The sequence below is a fragment of the Streptomyces blastmyceticus genome (assembly GCF_039521185.1).
GTDB lineage: Bacteria > Actinomycetota > Actinomycetes > Streptomycetales > Streptomycetaceae > Streptomyces > Streptomyces blastmyceticus.
In genome coordinates, this window is the sequence record NZ_BAAABW010000004.1 from 23517 (window position 1) to 38844 (window position 15328).

The 15328-nt window shown below is 72.5% G+C and carries 16 protein-coding genes; 2 read left to right on the forward strand and 14 right to left on the reverse strand.

Translation table 11 applies throughout. The features are described from left to right. Positions 1-24: 24 nt before the first annotated feature. Positions 25-750, reverse strand: a complete 726-nt coding sequence (locus tag ABD269_RS04305) for a prepilin peptidase (RefSeq protein ID WP_344116190.1) — start codon at positions 748-750, stop codon at positions 25-27. Positions 751-852: 102 nt separating this feature from the next. On the opposite strand from ABD269_RS04305, the gene ABD269_RS04310 reads away from it, so the two are divergent. Then, positions 853-1248 carry a DUF192 domain-containing protein gene (locus ABD269_RS04310; RefSeq protein WP_344116192.1) on the forward strand — a complete coding sequence of 132 codons (396 nt, stop codon included), beginning with the start codon at positions 853-855 and terminating at the stop codon, positions 1246-1248. Between the two features lie 22 nt (positions 1249-1270). Here the strand turns inward: ABD269_RS04310 and ABD269_RS04315 are convergent, their stop codons facing one another. The 12 genes from ABD269_RS04315 to ABD269_RS04370 form a co-directional block, all read right to left on the reverse strand. After that, positions 1271-2512 carry a hypothetical protein gene (locus ABD269_RS04315; RefSeq protein ID WP_344116194.1) on the reverse strand — a complete coding sequence of 414 codons (1242 nt, stop codon included), beginning with the start codon at positions 2510-2512 and terminating at the stop codon, positions 1271-1273. 446 nt (positions 2513-2958) lie between these two features. After that, the gene (locus ABD269_RS04320; protein ID WP_425572828.1) at positions 2959-3573 is read right to left on the reverse strand and encodes an OmpA family protein; all 615 of its coding nucleotides are present in this window, start codon (positions 3571-3573) and stop codon (positions 2959-2961) included. Next, positions 3570-4148, reverse strand: a complete 579-nt coding sequence (locus ABD269_RS04325; RefSeq protein ID WP_301892735.1) for a hypothetical protein — start codon at positions 4146-4148, stop codon at positions 3570-3572. The genes ABD269_RS04320 and ABD269_RS04325 overlap by 4 nt, the downstream gene beginning before the upstream one ends. Positions 4149-4193: 45 nt before the next feature. Continuing rightward, the gene (locus ABD269_RS04330; protein ID WP_344116509.1) at positions 4194-4811 is read right to left on the reverse strand and encodes a pilus assembly protein TadG-related protein; all 618 of its coding nucleotides are present in this window, start codon (positions 4809-4811) and stop codon (positions 4194-4196) included. Then, on the reverse strand, positions 4808-5032 hold the full coding sequence (locus ABD269_RS04335) for a hypothetical protein (protein WP_344116541.1): 225 nt from the start codon (positions 5030-5032) through the stop codon (positions 4808-4810). Before ABD269_RS04335 ends, ABD269_RS04330 begins: the two co-directional genes overlap by 4 nt. Before the next feature lie 214 nt (positions 5033-5246). Then, positions 5247-6134, reverse strand: a complete 888-nt coding sequence (locus ABD269_RS04340; protein WP_344116197.1) for a DUF5936 domain-containing protein — start codon at positions 6132-6134, stop codon at positions 5247-5249. A 9-nt stretch (positions 6135-6143) separates the two neighbouring features. Beyond that, the gene (locus tag ABD269_RS04345) at positions 6144-7082 is read right to left on the reverse strand and encodes a type II secretion system F family protein (protein ID WP_301892737.1); all 939 of its coding nucleotides are present in this window, start codon (positions 7080-7082) and stop codon (positions 6144-6146) included. A 6-nt stretch (positions 7083-7088) separates the two neighbouring features. After that, positions 7089-8432, reverse strand: a complete 1344-nt coding sequence (locus ABD269_RS04350) for a TadA family conjugal transfer-associated ATPase (protein WP_301892738.1) — start codon at positions 8430-8432, stop codon at positions 7089-7091. After that, positions 8429-8875 carry a TadE/TadG family type IV pilus assembly protein gene (locus ABD269_RS04355; RefSeq protein ID WP_344116201.1) on the reverse strand — a complete coding sequence of 149 codons (447 nt, stop codon included), beginning with the start codon at positions 8873-8875 and terminating at the stop codon, positions 8429-8431. Before ABD269_RS04355 ends, ABD269_RS04350 begins: the two co-directional genes overlap by 4 nt. Before the next feature lie 56 nt (positions 8876-8931). Further along, positions 8932-10614: a CpaE/TadZ family protein gene (locus ABD269_RS04360; protein WP_344116203.1), complete on the reverse strand. Its 1683-nt coding sequence runs from the start codon at positions 10612-10614 to the stop codon at positions 8932-8934. A 39-nt stretch (positions 10615-10653) separates the two neighbouring features. Then, entirely contained in the window at positions 10654-11373 is a 720-nt protein-coding gene (gene cpaB / locus ABD269_RS04365; protein WP_301892743.1) for a Flp pilus assembly protein CpaB, read from the reverse strand. A gap of 65 nt (positions 11374-11438) precedes the next feature. Next, complete coding sequence (locus tag ABD269_RS04370; RefSeq protein ID WP_344116205.1) at positions 11439-12323, reverse strand: hypothetical protein; 885 nt, start codon at positions 12321-12323, stop codon at positions 11439-11441. Positions 12324-12632: 309 nt separating this feature from the next. Here ABD269_RS04370 and ABD269_RS04375 point away from each other — a divergent pair, with 309 nt between their 5' ends. Next, positions 12633-14336 (forward strand): chitinase, encoded by a 1704-nt coding sequence (locus tag ABD269_RS04375; RefSeq protein ID WP_344116207.1) that lies wholly within the window; start codon positions 12633-12635, stop codon positions 14334-14336. A gap of 64 nt (positions 14337-14400) precedes the next feature. Here ABD269_RS04375 and ABD269_RS04380 read toward each other — a convergent pair whose 3' ends face one another. Then, on the reverse strand, positions 14401-15270 hold the full coding sequence (locus tag ABD269_RS04380; RefSeq protein WP_344116511.1) for a trypsin-like serine peptidase: 870 nt from the start codon (positions 15268-15270) through the stop codon (positions 14401-14403). Positions 15271-15328 lie beyond the last annotated feature (58 nt).

Below are 15328 nucleotides of genomic sequence, written 5' to 3' on the forward strand. Positions count from 1 at the left end.
GCCCCTCGGCTCACATCCCCCGGCTCACGCCCCTGTGGCACCTCCCAGCAGGAGGCCCAGCCACGCGCCCGCGAGCATGAAGGGCCCGAGCGCCAGGGCCGTGCCGCGGGCCGCCCGGCGGGTCAGGAGCAGCGCCGTGCCGTAGAGCGAGCCCAGCAGCAGGCCCGCGAAGGCGCCCAGGAGGAGGACCTGCCAGCCGTACCACCCCAGGGCGCAGCCCAGGCCGACCGCCAGCTTCACGTCGCCGAAGCCCATGCCGCTCGGGTGGATCAGGAACAGCGCGAGATAGCAGCCGCCCAGCACCGGCCCGCCCAGCAGCGCCCCCGGCCAGGACCCCGCCGACCCGGGTATGAGGGCCGCGAGGCCCAGCAGCGCCGCGACGCCCGCCGCCAGGGGCAGCGTCAGCACGTCCGGCAGCCGCCGCACCGACCGGTCGACCGCCGCGAGCAGCACCGCCACCGGCGCCGCCAGCAGCCACACCGCGAGCTCGGGCCGCGCCCCGACCACCGCGGCGAGCCCCGCGCACACCAGGGCGGTCGCCGCGGCCCACCACGGCGCGCCCGGTGCGTACCGCTCCCCGCATTCCCCGCACCGGCCCCGCCCCAGCCACCCCGCGAGCGCGTGCCCGCACGAGCCGGCCGACCGCCACGGCTCCTCCGGCTCCACGCTCAGCCGATAGCGCGCCCGGGGCAGCAACACCCCTGCCACGGCCCCGTACAGGGCGGCGAGAACGATCAACAACGCGTCCATGAACCGAGGTTACGCAGAACCGCCGATCTCCGTCGGGGCCTGTGGATAAAGTGCCCGCGGGGGCACCGCGCCCCGCACGGGCCACGGCCGAAGGGACCTCTCATGCCGCGTCGGCACGACGGCACCGCAAGGCTCCGCGTCCCGCACGGGGGCGGCGCACCCGGCACGGAAGGCGGCCCCGAGCGCGGCCCCGGGCTCGTGATCCCCCTGGAGGTCGCCGCCTCCTGCCGCGCCCGCACCCGCGGTCTCCTCGGCCGCGACTCCGTCGAGGGCGCGCTGCTCCTCACCCCCGCGTCGTCGGTCCACACCTTCCGGATGCGCTTCCCCATCGACGTGGCTTATCTGGACCGGCACTTGACCGTCCTGGCCGTACGCACCATGCGTCCCTGGCGCCTCGGGGCGCCGCGCGTCCGCTCGCGCCATGTACTGGAGGCACCGGCGGGTGCCATGCGGCTCTGGGGCCTGCGGCCCGGGGTGCGCGTCGAGATCCTTCCCTGAACGGCGCCCTCGAACGGCGTCCTCACTCGCCGCCGCGCCGGGCCGCCAGCGTCCACCCGCCGAGGCCCAGGAGCAGCAGCGACCCGGTGGTGACGCCCGCGTAGCCGACGGCCCGCAGCCGTCCGTCCCGGTGCCGCACGGCGACCGCCGCCGTCGGGCGTGTGCTCCCTCCGGGCTGCCGCGCCTCCTTCCGGGCCTTGCCGACGTCCACGGTGAGCGTGACGGGCACCCGGCCCGGATTCCCCTGGCCCACCTTGGGGTTCAGGCTGACCTGGAGGTAGTACCAGCCCGCGAGGCGCATGCCCCGGGCGGCGTCCCCGCCCGCGCCGCCGCTGTCGCCCGCCGCGGCGGGCGTGGTCAGCGAGAGGGTGGCGGGCTTGCCCTGATAGCCGCCGGTCTTGTTCATGACGTAGCCGCGGGCCGCGTTGCTCAGCCCCATCCGCACCCCGGTGATCACATAGGGCGGGCCCGCGGCGTCCGGGGCGCTCCCGAACCGGGCGTCCGCCGCGAGCTGCTCGCCGGCGCCGACCGGGACACGGTAGAAGTGGGTCTCCCCGGGCCAGAGTTGGTCCTTCCAGACGCCGGGGCGGATCTCCGCGGCATCGTTGAACCCCGAGCCTCCCTGCACCCCACCGCCCTGGACGCCCACTCCGCCGCCGCCCGGGCCGGGCGCGGCCAGCGCCGTCCTGTCCCCGGCCGGATCGCTCGCGGACGCCGAATTCGCGGGCACACTCACGTACTTCAGCTCGACCGGCACGGCGGTCGGGTCGCCGCCCGACGCGTCGCCTCGCTCCACGACGAAGCGGTACGTCCCCGCCGCCTTGCAGGCTCCGCCCGCGCCCGCGACCCGCTCCGCGTAGTCGGCGACCGGATAGGCGCCACCGGCCGAGAGGAACGTACGGTGGCGGCCCACGCCGCACTGTGTGCCGTCCATGGCCTCCAGGGACACCGAGATCCCGTCCCGCGCCCCCATCGAGTCGCCGGGCCGGGGTACGGCCACGGCCGAGACGTACGCGCTGGACTCCGCGTCCAGTTGCACGGCGTAGTGCTTGCGCTGGCCGGGCTCGACGCGGTCCTTGTAGGTGTGCGCGCCCGGCTTCAGTAAGGGGGCGTCGGCGGTGGTCTCGGAGCCGTTCAGCTCCTGTGCGTCCGGGGCCATCCTGTACGAGGTGACGGGGGCGGTGCTCTCGCCTGTCGCTTCTGTCTTCGCGGCGGCGGCGACGAGCATGCTCAGGGCTGCTGCCCCGATGAGTCCGCGGCGCATCTTCCGCCTCCCTGGCGCGTTCCGGCTTCCGGGGGTTCATCCTGCCGCGTGGTGGGTGCCGCACGCGAGGCGCCTGCGGCGGGCTTTGTTCCCCAACCCCGCCCCTTCCCGCAGCATCTGATGCTCGGCTCCGCCGAGGCCGGGGCTCCGCCCCGGACCCGTGCTCGAGTGCGGCCCGGCGGGCTTGTTTCCCCAGCCCCGCCCCTTCCCGAAACTGGGGGCAAGCCCCCAGACCCCCGAAGCACGCTTCGCGCGCTGTCCTCAATCGCCGGACGGGCTGGATTTTCCAGCCCGTCCGGCGATTGAGGACGCGCCCGCAGGGCGCTCCGCCGCTGGGGGCACCTCCCAGCGGTAGCTGGGGGAGCAACAGACCCGCAGCCGGGGGCCTGGGGCCCGAGCCCCAGTTTCGGGAAGGGGCGGGTAGGGGAAAAAGCCTCGGGTTCCCCCTAGCCGCGTGTCGGGAAGCTGACCTCCACTCGGCGGTTGCGGCGGCGGCCCTCCTCCGAGGAGTTGTCCGCGATCGGGTAGTCCTCGCCGTAGCCCCGTATCTGGTAGGTGACGCCCGACGAACCGACGTCCAAGGCGAGTTGCCGCTGCACCGCGTTCGCTCGCTGCTTCGAGAGCTCCACCCCGTGCTCCGCGGAGCCCAGGTTGTCCGTGAATCCGAAGACGCGGAGCGTGGTCGCGTGCCGCTTCCTTACCTCGTCCGCGATCGTCCGGATGCGTTTGTCCGCCGCCGCGCCGAGCGTCGCGCTGTCCTTGTCGAAGAGCACCTCGGCCTGGAGGGCGAAGGTGACGTCGACGTTGGTGTCCTCGCGCCGCTCGCCGCCGTCGTCCGTCTCGACGACGGACTTGATGTCGAGGACCCGGCCGGGTGCGAGCTTCGCGCCGGGGCGCATGCGCAGGCCGTGGGCGGAGCCGTCGATCTTCACCGGCGGTCTGGTGTCGGCCTGGCTGCCGGGTCCGCTCTGCGCGCGGGCGGGGACGGGGGCCTGGGCGGTGACCAGCAGGGCGGTGGACAGGGCCACGGCGACGGCCGGTCCCCAGCCGGTGCGGTTCACTCCGAGATCCGCACGCGGACGGACGGCATGGTGGGCACCTGGAAGTCGACGTCCGTGACGTTCTCGGGCGGTGCGGGGAACTGCGCGAAGACGGGCCTGCTCTCCTGCGGCTTGATGTTGGTCAGGCCCGTGCTGCACAGGCACTCGCCGTCCGTGTCGCGCAGCACCAGATAGCGCTTCTTGCTCGACCCGTCGACGAGCGAGGCGCCGGAGATGGAGGAGCGGGACTTCATGTCCGTCTCCTTCGAGAGCCAGTGGATGGCGTTGAACGGTTTGCTCCCGCCGTTCGTCAGCGTTCCGCTGACGGTGACGAAACCGCCGCTGTCCCGTACCGCGGAATTGACGGCGATGACGACGCCGTCAGGTCCCTTCATCTCGCCTATGACCTCGCCGGGCTTGCCCGAGGGAGCGTTCTTCGCGCTGCCCGGAGGGCCGGCCGACTTCTTGGCCGACGCGGCGTCCGCGTCCTTCCCGCCGCTGTCGCCGCCGCAGCCGGACACGGCGAGGGCCAGGAGGGACGCGACCGCCACCGCTGCCGCGCGGCCACGGGACTTCGTGCTGTGCCGCATGCTCATGAGGACGCGTCCTTTCGGGGAACGGAGACCGCCGGGCGGGTCGCTTCAGTCGGCGAGGCGTACGGAGAAGAGCGCTCCGAGCGCTCTCGCGAGGTCGTCGGGGCGCGTCGGGTCGAGAGTCACCACCCGTCCGTCGCACACGATGTCGAGGGGTGGCTTCTGGCTCTCGGGTGACCTTCCCGCGCAGCGCGGTTCCACGACCGCGCGGGCCGTGGCCGTCGCGTGGACGTCCTCGGTGCCGGGGACGACCGAGCGGCCGACGGCCGACGAGGAGCGGACGGTGACGGTGAAGGCGGCGGGGAGCGTCCCCGGGGCGGACGTCCCGCACCCGCCGACGACCTCGGCGCCATTGCTGCGGGCGTACGTCCCGGCTTCGCCGCAGGCCGCCTCCGGGTCGCCCGTGCGCCCGCTCAGCCAGTCCGCCCAGCCTGCTCCGGTCCCCAGGGCCGTCAGCAGCCCCGTACGCAGCTGATCCCGGTAGCTCTGGGCCGCGGCCAGGGCGGCGGCGTCCGCGGCCGTCTGCGCGCCGTTCTTGTTCGCTCCCGCCTGGCCCACGGCGAAGAACGCCAGCGCGAGGAAGAGCAGTCCGGCGACGGCCGTGACGTAGATCGGGAACGCCTGTCCCCTGTCGCCCCGCGCGCGGAGGGCGGCGGCGCGCGTCAGCCGCTCGTGACCTGGGAGATCTTGTCGGAGATGGCGCTGGCGATCGCGCTGCCGAAGTCCGTCCGGGTCAGCACCAGGACGATCGCCACGACCACGGCGATGATGCCCAGGTACTCGATCGCGGTCTGCCCCCGGTCGCCCCGGAAAGAGCGGCGGCGCTCCTCGGGGTCTCTCCGCGGGCCCCGGTCGTTTCCCGGGATGTGCTCGCGCGACGTCTCCATGCTGTTCCCCTCCATCGACGGCGATCCCCGTGCGGTACGGAATTCGGGTGTGGTGCGTGGTGTCGCTCACGACACATGAAAAGTACGCCGGAACGGCACTTGCGGAACAGTGCGCCCGGCACCATTCCCTTCCCCTGAACGGGAGTTGGGACACCACCGAACAGATATGCCTCACGGAACCCGCCCGCCCCACACACCCCACCCCCACTCGGGCTCAACGCCCCATGATCGTCGCGAAGTTCGTCCCCGACCCCAGGAAGAATCCCGCCACCATCAGGATCATCGTGCCCGGCACCATGCAGGTGGTGATCACGACCGTCGCCTTCGGCACGGCGCGGGCCGCGCGGCGGCGGGCCCGCTGGGCGTCCGTGCGGCGCATGTCGTCGGCGATGGCGATCAGCGTGTCCACGATGGGCGCGCCGAGCTCCTCGCCCTGCTGCAGGGCCGTGACGAACTGCGCGACCTGTTCGGAGTCGTTGCGGACGCGCAGTTCCTCGAATGCCTGCCGCCTGCTGACGCCCATGTCCAGCTGGCGCAGGGTGATGCGGAGTTCGTCGGCCCACGGCCCCTCGTACTTCTCCGCCACCCGGTCGAGCGCCTGCCGGAAGCTCAGCCCCGCGCTCACGACCACGGCGAGGACATCCAGGAAGTCCGGCAGCGTGCGGTCGATCGCGTCCTTGCGTTCGCGTACGGCGGCCCAGATGCCGACCTCGATCCAGAAGAGCCCGAAGGCGACCAGCAGCAGGGCGACGACCAGCCGCCCGTCGAGGAGCATGACGACGGCGCCGCCGAAGCCGAGGAAGCCGTAGACGGCGCGGCGGGCGGCGTAGCGGTCGACCGTGAGGCCGCCGGGGTTGCCCGCGCGGTCGATCCGGCCGCGCACCCTGGCGACCCGTTTCTCGCCCATCAGGCGCAGCACGAGCGGCGCGTAGCGCATGCCGAGCCGGTCGACGGCCGAGCCCACGGCGGTGGTCCGGGTCGAGCCGACCTCCAGGGCCAGGACCAGGTCCGTCGGCAGCTTCACCTCGCTGCGGTACAGCGCGATGCCCGCGCAGGCGCCCGCGACGGACAGCGCGGCCAGCAGCCCCAGCAGAAGCCCCATTCCCACCCCTCAGACGTCGATCCTGGACAGGCGGCGGATCGCGAGGAAGCCGAGCCCGTAGAGACAGAACGCGGCGACGACGGCCGCCTGGCCGAGGAAGGTGGATGTCATGCGGTTGATCGACCCGGGGGCGATGCGGTCCATCAGCAGCAGGGTGCCGATGCCCATCAGGGGGACGACATAGGCGGTGACGGTCACCTGGGACAGCTGGGTGCGCACCTCCCGGCGGGTCTCCTTGCGCTCCTCCAGCGTCTTGGTGAGGTTGCGCAGGGACGTGACGACCGTGCCGCCCGCTCTGTTCGACAGCACCAAGGTCGTCACCAGGACGACGAGTTCGCGCGAGGGCAGCCGCTCGGCGAGCTCGCCGAGGGCGTCGTCGACCGAGTGTCCGATCGCCAGCTTGTCGGCGACCTTGGCGAGCTCCTCGCCCGCCGGTGCCTCCATCTCGTCGGCGGCCATGCCGAGGGCGGTACGGAGGGCGAGTCCGGCCTGGGTGGCGTTGGCGAGGATGCGGGAGAGTTCGGGCAGCTGGTTGATGAACCGTTCGATGCGCTTGCGGCGTTGCAGGCCGAGGAAGGCGGACGCGGACCACAGGGCGGCCAGGGCGGCCGGCGGCCCGAAGAAGGGCGCGAGGACGGAGGCCGCGACGAGCCACAGCCCAGCCGCCCCGGCGAGCGCGCAGACGGTGAACTCGCCGGGTGTGACGTCCAGTCCTGTCGACGCGAGCCGCCTCTCCAGCCGCCGCCCCGCCCGCGTGGCGCGCAGCCGCCGGTCGAGCCCCCGGAAGTGCCGCGCACGCCCCGCCGGCGGCAGGGCCGGGGCGTCGGAGAGCCGCTCCACCAGCGACTGCCGCTGTGCCTTCCCGGCCGCGTACACCAGCACGCCCGCGGTGCCCAGCGCGCAGCACAGCAGGGTGGCCCCCGCGGTCAGCAGTACAAGTGCGTTCATGTGCGGCTACCTCTGCCTCGCCTCTCGGACGGTGAGCTCGGTGGGGAACGCGGCGACACCGAACGCGGCGGGCACGGCCTCGTCCGCCATCCGCAGCCGTTCCGCGACTCGTTCGGGGACGGGGAAGCACGAGAACTGCCCGCGCACGATGCGGTCCGAGTCCATCGGCCGGGGGTCGAAGCGGCAGACGGTGGCCAGCCGGTAGTCCTCCCGGCCGTGCGAGTCGAGGAGGGCGATCTCGACGACCCGCCGTGAGCCGTCGGCGTGCCGGGTGAGCTGGACGATGCAGTCGACGGCGCTGTTGATCTGGTCGCGCAGCGCCTCGTACGGGATCTTCACCTCGGACATCGACGCGAGCGTCTGCAGGCGCATCAGGGCGTCCTCCGCGCTGTTGGCGTGCACGGTGGCGAGCGAGCCGTCGTGGCCCGTCGACATCGCCTGGAGCATGTCGAGCGTCTCGCCGCCGCGCACCTCGCCGACGATGATGCGGTCCGGGCGCATCCGCAGGGAGTTGCGGACGAGGTCGCGGATGGTGATGCGGCCCTTGCCCTCGACGTTGGGCGGCCGGGACTCCAGCCGGATGACGTGCGCCTGCTGGAGCTGGAGCTCGGCGGCGTCCTCGACGGTGATGATGCGCTCGCCCTCCGGGATGAGCCCGGAGAGCGCGTTCAGCAGGGTGGTCTTGCCGGAGCCGGTCGGCCCGGAGACGACGACGTTGAACTTCGCCCGGACGAGCGCGGAGAGCAGCACCAGCATCCGCTCGTCGAGCGTCCCCATGCCGATGAGTTCCGGCAGGGTGTACGCGCGGGGGAAGCGGCGGATGGTCAGCGTCGCACCGTTCAGCGCGAGCGGCGGGATGATGACGTTGACACGCTCGCCGCTGGGCAGCCGCGCGTCGACCATCGGATTCGACTCGTCCACCCGCCTGTTGACGGTGGAGACGATGCGTTCGATGGTCTGCATCAGCTGCTCGTTGGAAGCGAACCGTACGGGTACGAGCTCCACGCGGCCGGCGCGTTCCACGAAGATCTGGTCGGGGCCGTTCACCATGATCTCGGTGACCGAGGGGTCCTCCAGGAGCGGTTCGAGGACACCGAGCCCCAGTGCCTCGTCGACGACGCGGCGGATGAGCCGGTCGCGCTCGGAGGTGGAGAGGACCGGGCCCTCCCGGCTGATGATGTGGCCGAGTACCCGCTCCAACCGGGTGCGGCGCTCGGCGGCGGCGAGCGCGGACATCTCGGCGAGGTCGATCTCCTCCAGCAACTTCGCGCGGTAGACGGGGACGAGGTGGCTCGACTCCCGCCCGTCCGTGGGTGCTTCCGGTGCGACGATCCTCGCCCGCAGGCTCATGGCGCACTCCTCGGCAGGGGCAGCGGTTCGGCGGGGCAGCGCATGGTGGCCCGGCGGGTGACGGCACGGTCGCCCAGGAGCGGCAGGACGGCCGGGATCCTGACGGTCACGGTGGCGGTGGTCTCCCCGGCTCCCTCGCAGGGCGGCGCGTCGGGCTCGCCGTCGGTCCGCAGCCACCCGCTGAGCGCGGCACGGCCCGCGTCTGCCGGTGTGATCCTCGGGTCGTCCTGGGAGGCGGTACGGGCTGCCGCGCGGGCCGCGCTGCCGGCTTGTTGGGCGGCGTATGCGGCGAGGCCGAGTTGGAGGGCGGCGAGGGCGACGAGCAGCAGCACGGGAAGGAAGCCGAGCAGCTCGATGGAGGCGGATCCGCGGTCGCGATGACCTTGTGTGGGTGCGGGCCCGTTGCCGCCTGCGGCGGGAACTCCCTTCGGGAGCGTCCTCAAACTCCCCCAGCTACCGCTGGGAGGTGCCCCCACGGGCTGAATGCGCACCCTCACCCTCACTCGCCCTCCTCCGACGCCGCGCCCGCCGAACCCTCCACCCGCCACGGCCAGCTGACCGCCCCCGGAAAGAGCACCGGGACCGACAGGGAGACCTTCGCGCGGTAGATGCCGTCCTCGGGGCCGCAGCCGATGCCGTCCGTGCCCCACGCGCCCGGTACGTCGGCGGAGGCCGCCGCTGCGCAGTCGCCGCCCGCCGCTCCGGCGCGTGCGCCCTTGTCGGCCGCGTCGCCGGCGAGGGAGTACGTGTAGCCGATCAGGACGCACTGCCAGACCACGGCGAGGATCACCAGGATGAGCGGCAGGACGCCGAGGAACTCCACCGCCACCTGACCCCGGTCGCCGCCGCCGCGCCTGCGGAAGCGGCTCGTCGGTACGGGCGCGAGCTGGTCGGGGCCGGTGCCGCCCGAGCCGCCGGGCTCTATCGCCGCCCGGCGCCTGCGCAGCCCTCCGGTGAGCGAGCGGTCCGCGTGGGCGGCGGCGCGCGGCCTGCCTGCCGGGGCGGACCCGGTGGCCAGGCCGAGTTCGGCGGCGAGGGTCCACAGGGCCTGCCGGACGGCGGACCGGGCGTCGAGGTCCTGCATCCGGCCGGAGTCGACGGCGGCCTGGAGCTCCTTGTAGCCGGCCGGGACCGTCGTGCGGGCCGCCCGGGTGCCGGTGGCGCGCTCGACGAGGGACGGCTGGATCTCCGCGCTGCGGGTGTGCCGGTTGACGACGGTGACGGTCTCGGCGGCCTTGCGGATCTGGAGCCGTTCCCAGAGCCGGACCATGCGCTTGGCGGCCCGTACGGACACCACGTCCGGTGTGGTGACGAGCAGGGCCACATCGGCCGTCTCGACGACCGCGGCGCAGGCGGCGGTGATCTGGGTGCCGCAGTCCACGACGACGAGCTCGTAGCGGCCGCGCAGGGCGCCCACGATCTGCCGGGACGCGAGGTCGCCGACCTCCTCGCCGCGTTCGCCCTCCGCCGGGGCGAGCAGCAGGCCGAGCCCGGCGGGGTGCGGGAAGACGGCGTCCTGGAGGACGCGCGGGGAGATGTCGCTGATGCCGGCCAGGTCGGCGATGGACCGCCGGAACTGCACGTCGAGATAGGAGGCGATGTCTCCGGACTGGAGGTCCATGTCGACCAGGGCGACGCTGCGCCCGGCGGCGCAGGCGGCCAGCGCGAGCTGGACGGCGGTGACGGTCGTGCCGACGCCGCCCTTGGCGCCGGTGACCGCGACGAGCGTGCCGCCGGGCCCCGTTCCGGCGGCCGTGTCGCCGCCGCTGCCGAGGTGGCGGCGCACGCCCGCGGCCCACTGGGCGGCGGCCTGCACCCGGGCGCCCAGTTCGTCGTACGAGAGCGGCAGCCCGGCGAGGCCGCGGGCGCCGGAGTCCATGGCGGCTGCGTAGAGCGCGGGGCTGGGTGACGCGGTGACGAGGACGACGCCGGTGGCGGGGAAGCGGAGGGCCACTTCTCTGATGAGTTCGAGCGCCGGTAACGGCCCGAGGCGCTCGTGGACGAGGACGACCTCGGGGAGCTCCTCGACCGAGGCGGCGCCCAGGACGGCGAGCGTGTCGAGGAGGCGGGTGGAGTCGCCCGCGGTCGGCAGGGGTTCGACGCCGGGGAGCTGGCCGAGGAGCCCGCCGATGGCGCGGGCGGCGTCCGGGTCGCCGATGGCCGGGAGAATTCTGATCGTCACCGTGTCCCCTTGCCTCTCCTGGACCGCTGTCCGTCGCCGTTACTTGTCGCTGTCGAGCGTGTAGGTGCGGTCTGCGCTGCTGATCCCGTCGTCGCCGCCGGGGGCGATCAGGGCGAGCCGTACGTGGGAGGCGAACGACTCCGCGTACGCGACGCGCTGGGCGTCCTTGGTGTCGAGGGCGAAGGTGATCGGCACGGCCTCCCCGGCACGCCGCGTGGTGGCCCCCGTGGAGCCGTCGTGGTCGAGGGCCTTCAGCTTGCCGACGGCGATGACCTGGGCGCCGCTCACGATGACCTTGGAGACGGGCTTGGTGCCCTGGTCCTTGCCGTCGAAGGTGGCGAAGATGTTGACCTTCGAACCGGCGTTGATCTTCCCGGCGACGCCCGTCGCCGCGTCGATCATGATGGCGATCTCCTGCTGGCCGGGCTTGAGTTCGGGCCGGGCGGCCATCATGTCCTCCTGGAGGAGGGACCCCTTGCGCAGGGGGGTGACGGCGATCTTCCCGGACAGCTCGCCCAGGTCGGTGACGGCGGTCGAGGGCAGCCAGCGCTTGGGCATGGAGATCTTCTCGAACCGGTCCCGGGCCTCCTCGAGCGGCTGGTAGGCGGGGATGTCGGCGCGCAGCCGGTACGCGGTGGTCCCGGGGCCGGCCTTGGACTCCGCGTCGTGGATGACCGAGAAGACCCCGGCGAACGCTCCGAGCGCGCAGAGGACCGACAGGAGCAGCAGGATGATCCCGCGGCGCTGACGTGAGTTCATGGGGCGGCGGACCTCGTTCGGGGACGGTACCGGTGGTCGTGCGGGAGGGGCGGCGGCACGGCGGCTCAGCCTCCGGCCGGTGCGAGGCGGTGGCGTGGGGGCGGGTCGAGCGCGGGGCCACCGGCGGCGCGCGGCAAGGGTCCGGCGCAGAACCCGCAGCGGTCACCGATGAGTTCGAGTCCGCACCAGTGGCACTCCTCGCGCCGTACGGACGACACCAGCTGGTAGAGCACGGAGGGGTCGGGGATGGCGGCCGCGAACTCGACGGCCCGGTGGGTGCCCCACCAGCGGGCCGATTCGGCGGGCAGGGCGGTCTCCTGGACGCCCTGGACGCGCCAGTGGGGGGCGAGGGTGTCCACGACCCAGTCGTCGCCCCTGAGGGCCTTGCCGCGGGCGACGGTGAGCCGGGTGGCGAAGCCGGGGCCCTCGGGCGCCTCGTCGCCGCTGATCCTGGACAGCCGGGGCACCGGGTTGACGAGGACCGCGAACCGGGCGCCCGGGAGTAACGAGCCGAGGTGGGTGGCGAGCCCGACGTCCACCCGGTCGAGCCGGGCGACGCTGGCGAGCTGGGCGCCCGCGTAGATGTAGTGCGCGAGCAGCCGGGCGGCGGAGGCGAGCACTCCGGGGCTGAGGTCGGAGACGGACAGCTGGCGCAGCTGGCGGGCCAGGACGCCGACGGCGAGCGGCGGCAGCGCGACGGGCAGGAGGGCGAGCCGGTCGCTCTCCAGGACGGACCGGATCATGTGCAGGCGCCGGACGTACGGGCCGGGGAGCGAGTCCGGGTAGAGGGTGACCACATAGCCGCACTGGTCGAGGAGGATCGCGGTCTGGGTGACCGCGGTGTCGAGCGGCTGCGCCTCGGGCGGCTGGAACACGGCGGCGTCGGGGGTCTGCCCATCGGGGGTCGGGAGCACCAGGTCGGGGCTGGTGACTGCTATCGCAATGGGCACGTCGGCTTCCCCGTTCACTCCGGCCGCGGGGGGCTGCGGCGGACGCAGATCGATACTGCCCTGTGCTGGCGCCTCCGCACTTTATCCACGAACGGGTCGGCTGAGAACCGCTCCTGGGGGTTTGGGCCGGGTGCCCCCGCGGTGGCCTGGGGGTCTTCACGGAAAGCCGTGCCGAATGTATTGACGGACGCATTGGACTAGACCATCTTTACGCCAGACGACGGCGACCATCCGCCGCATCCCCCACGTACGGACACCCCGACATCCCCCCGAACCCCACCATCGACTCCCTTCCCACCGGAGGCAGTAGTGGAACGTGCGATACGCAGCACCCGCACCGGAACGAGACGCCGCCTGGGCGCCCTCCTGGCCACCGCGCTCGCGGCCACCGGCCTGGCCGCGCTCGGCGGCGCGCCCGCGCATGCCGCGGACGTGAACCTCGTCAAGAACCCGGGATTCGAGTCCGGGCTCTCCAACTGGACCTGTTCGAGCGACAGCGGCACCACGGTCGGCTCACCCGTGCACAGCGGTACGAGCGCCCTGAAGGCCACTCCGGCCGGCTCCGACGACGCACAGTGCGCGCAGACCGTCAGCGTCAAGCCCAACTCCTCGTACACCCTGAGCGCATGGGTTCAGGGGTCGTACGTCTACCTCGGCGCGAGCGGCACCGGCACCACGGACGTGTCGACGTGGACGCCGTCCGCGAGCGGCTGGCAGCAGCTGAGCACGGCGTTCACCACCGGCGCGAACACCACGTCCGTCACCGTCTACACCCACGGCTGGTACGGGCAGCCCGCGTACGTCGCGGACGACGTCACCCTGACCGGCCCCGGCGGCGACCCGGGCAACCCCGGCGACCCCGTCCCCGCAGCGCCCGGCGGGCTCACGGCCGGAGCGGTGACGCCGACGTCCGTGGCGCTCTCCTGGAACCCGTCCTCCGGCGCGACCGGTTACAACCTCTACCAGGACGGCACCAAGGTCCAGTCCGTCAGCGGCACCTCGGCGACCGCCACCGGGCTCGCCCCGTCGACCGCGTACCGCTTCGAGGTGGCGGCCACCAACGCCACCGGCGAATCACCCAAATCAGCACCCGTCACCGCCACGACCGGCGCGGGCAGCGGCAATGGCCCGTCCTTGCCGAAGCACGCGGTGACCGGCTACTGGCAGAACTTCAACAACGGCGCCACGGTCCAGAAGATCAGCGACGTCCAGAGCCAGTACGACATCATCGCCGTCGCCTTCGCGGACGCGACGACCACGCCGGGGGCGGTCGACTTCACGCTCGATCCGTCGCTGAATTATTCGGAAGCCGCGTTTAAAGCCGACATCGCCGCCAAACAGTCGGCCGGAAAGAACGTCGTCATCTCCATCGGCGGCGAGCGGGGGACCATCAGCGTCAACGACTCCGCGTCCGCGAACAACTTCGCCGACAGCGTCTACGCCCTGATGCAGAAGTACGGCTTCAACGGTGTCGACATCGACCTGGAGAACGGGCTCAACCCGACGTACATGACGCAGGCGCTGCGCGCCCTGTCGGCGAAGGCCGGCAGCAAGCTCGTCATCACGATGGCCCCGCAGACCATCGACATGCAGTCGACGTCAGCGGGCTACTTCAAGACCGCGCTGAACATCAAGGACATCCTGACGGTCGTCAACATGCAGTACTACAACAGCGGTTCCATGAACGGCTGCGACGGCAAGGTCTACTCCCAGGGCACGGTGGACTTCCTCACTGCCCTCGCCTGCATCCAGCTGGAGGGCGGCCTCGATCCCTCCCAGGTGGGCCTCGGCCTGCCGGCGTCGACACGGGGCGCGGGAAGCGGCTACGTCGACCCGTCGGTGGTGAACAACGCCCTGGACTGCCTGGCGAAGGGCACCTCCTGCGGCGCCTTCAAACCGTCCAGGACGTACCCGGGCATCCGGGGAGCGATGACCTGGTCGACGAACTGGGACGCGACGGCGGCCAACACCTGGTCGAACGGCGTGGGCCCGCACGTCCACGGCCTGCCGTAACCCCTGCCCTCGATCGCCGGACGGGCTGGGACCAGCCCGTCCGGCAGTCGGCTACCGCTGCTGACTAGCGCTGCCGCGCCAGCCCGTCGTCCGTCGTGCGCGGGAGTTCACAGCCCGGCAGGGTCAGGTCCAGCTTGTTGCCGGAGCCGAAGCACTTGCCGATGCCGTACGTCTCCTCGGCGTAGTTGGTGCCCTGCCGCACGGTCACCTGGCCGTTCTCGTCCACCTCACAGGGGTTGTTCACGGTGCACTGCTCACCGTTCTCGTTGCCCGTGTTGTTGATGGCGATGACCTTGCCGGAGTTGGCGTCGATGACGGGCGACCCGGAGGTCCCGCCTATCGTGTTGCACGACGGCGTGTAGCGCAGGGAGTCCTTCCAGGTCCAGTCGCCCTCGCGCAGCTGGTACACGAAGCCGTCGACGTTGCAGGAGTAGATCTTCTTCCAGTAACCGGAGACCACCTTGATCGGCGTACCCGCGGTGGGGTGGTCGGCGGAGAGGTTCAGCGCGTCGATCTTGTAGCGCTGTTTGATCTGCGCGTACGTCATGTCCAGCTCGTACAGCGTGACGTCCGTGTCGGTCATCGTGGAGTACGAGACCTTGGTGGCGCGGAGCGTACCGGCGCTGCCCGCCGAGGAGTTGAGCAGCGTGAACGTGCGGGACGACGGCTGGTCGGTGATGACCTCGCCCGGGCCCGGCATGCCCGTCTCCAGACAGTGGCCGTTGGTCATGACCAGACCGGGGTCGCTGTCGGTCGAGTTGGGCATCTTGATGAGCGATCCGGAGCAGTTGCTGAGCGCGACCGTGCCGGCGAAGTCGACGGCCTTGGTCTTGCCCGCGGGCGCCTGCGAGGCCGCGGACGCCGTACCGGCGCCGGCGACGGTGGCCCCGGCGAGCAGGAGCGTCGCGAGCGTGCCGACGAGGGGTCTTCTGATGCGCGTCATGGGGGGTGGGTCCTCTCTGGAGGCATCCGGGACGTGCGTTCGTTTTGAC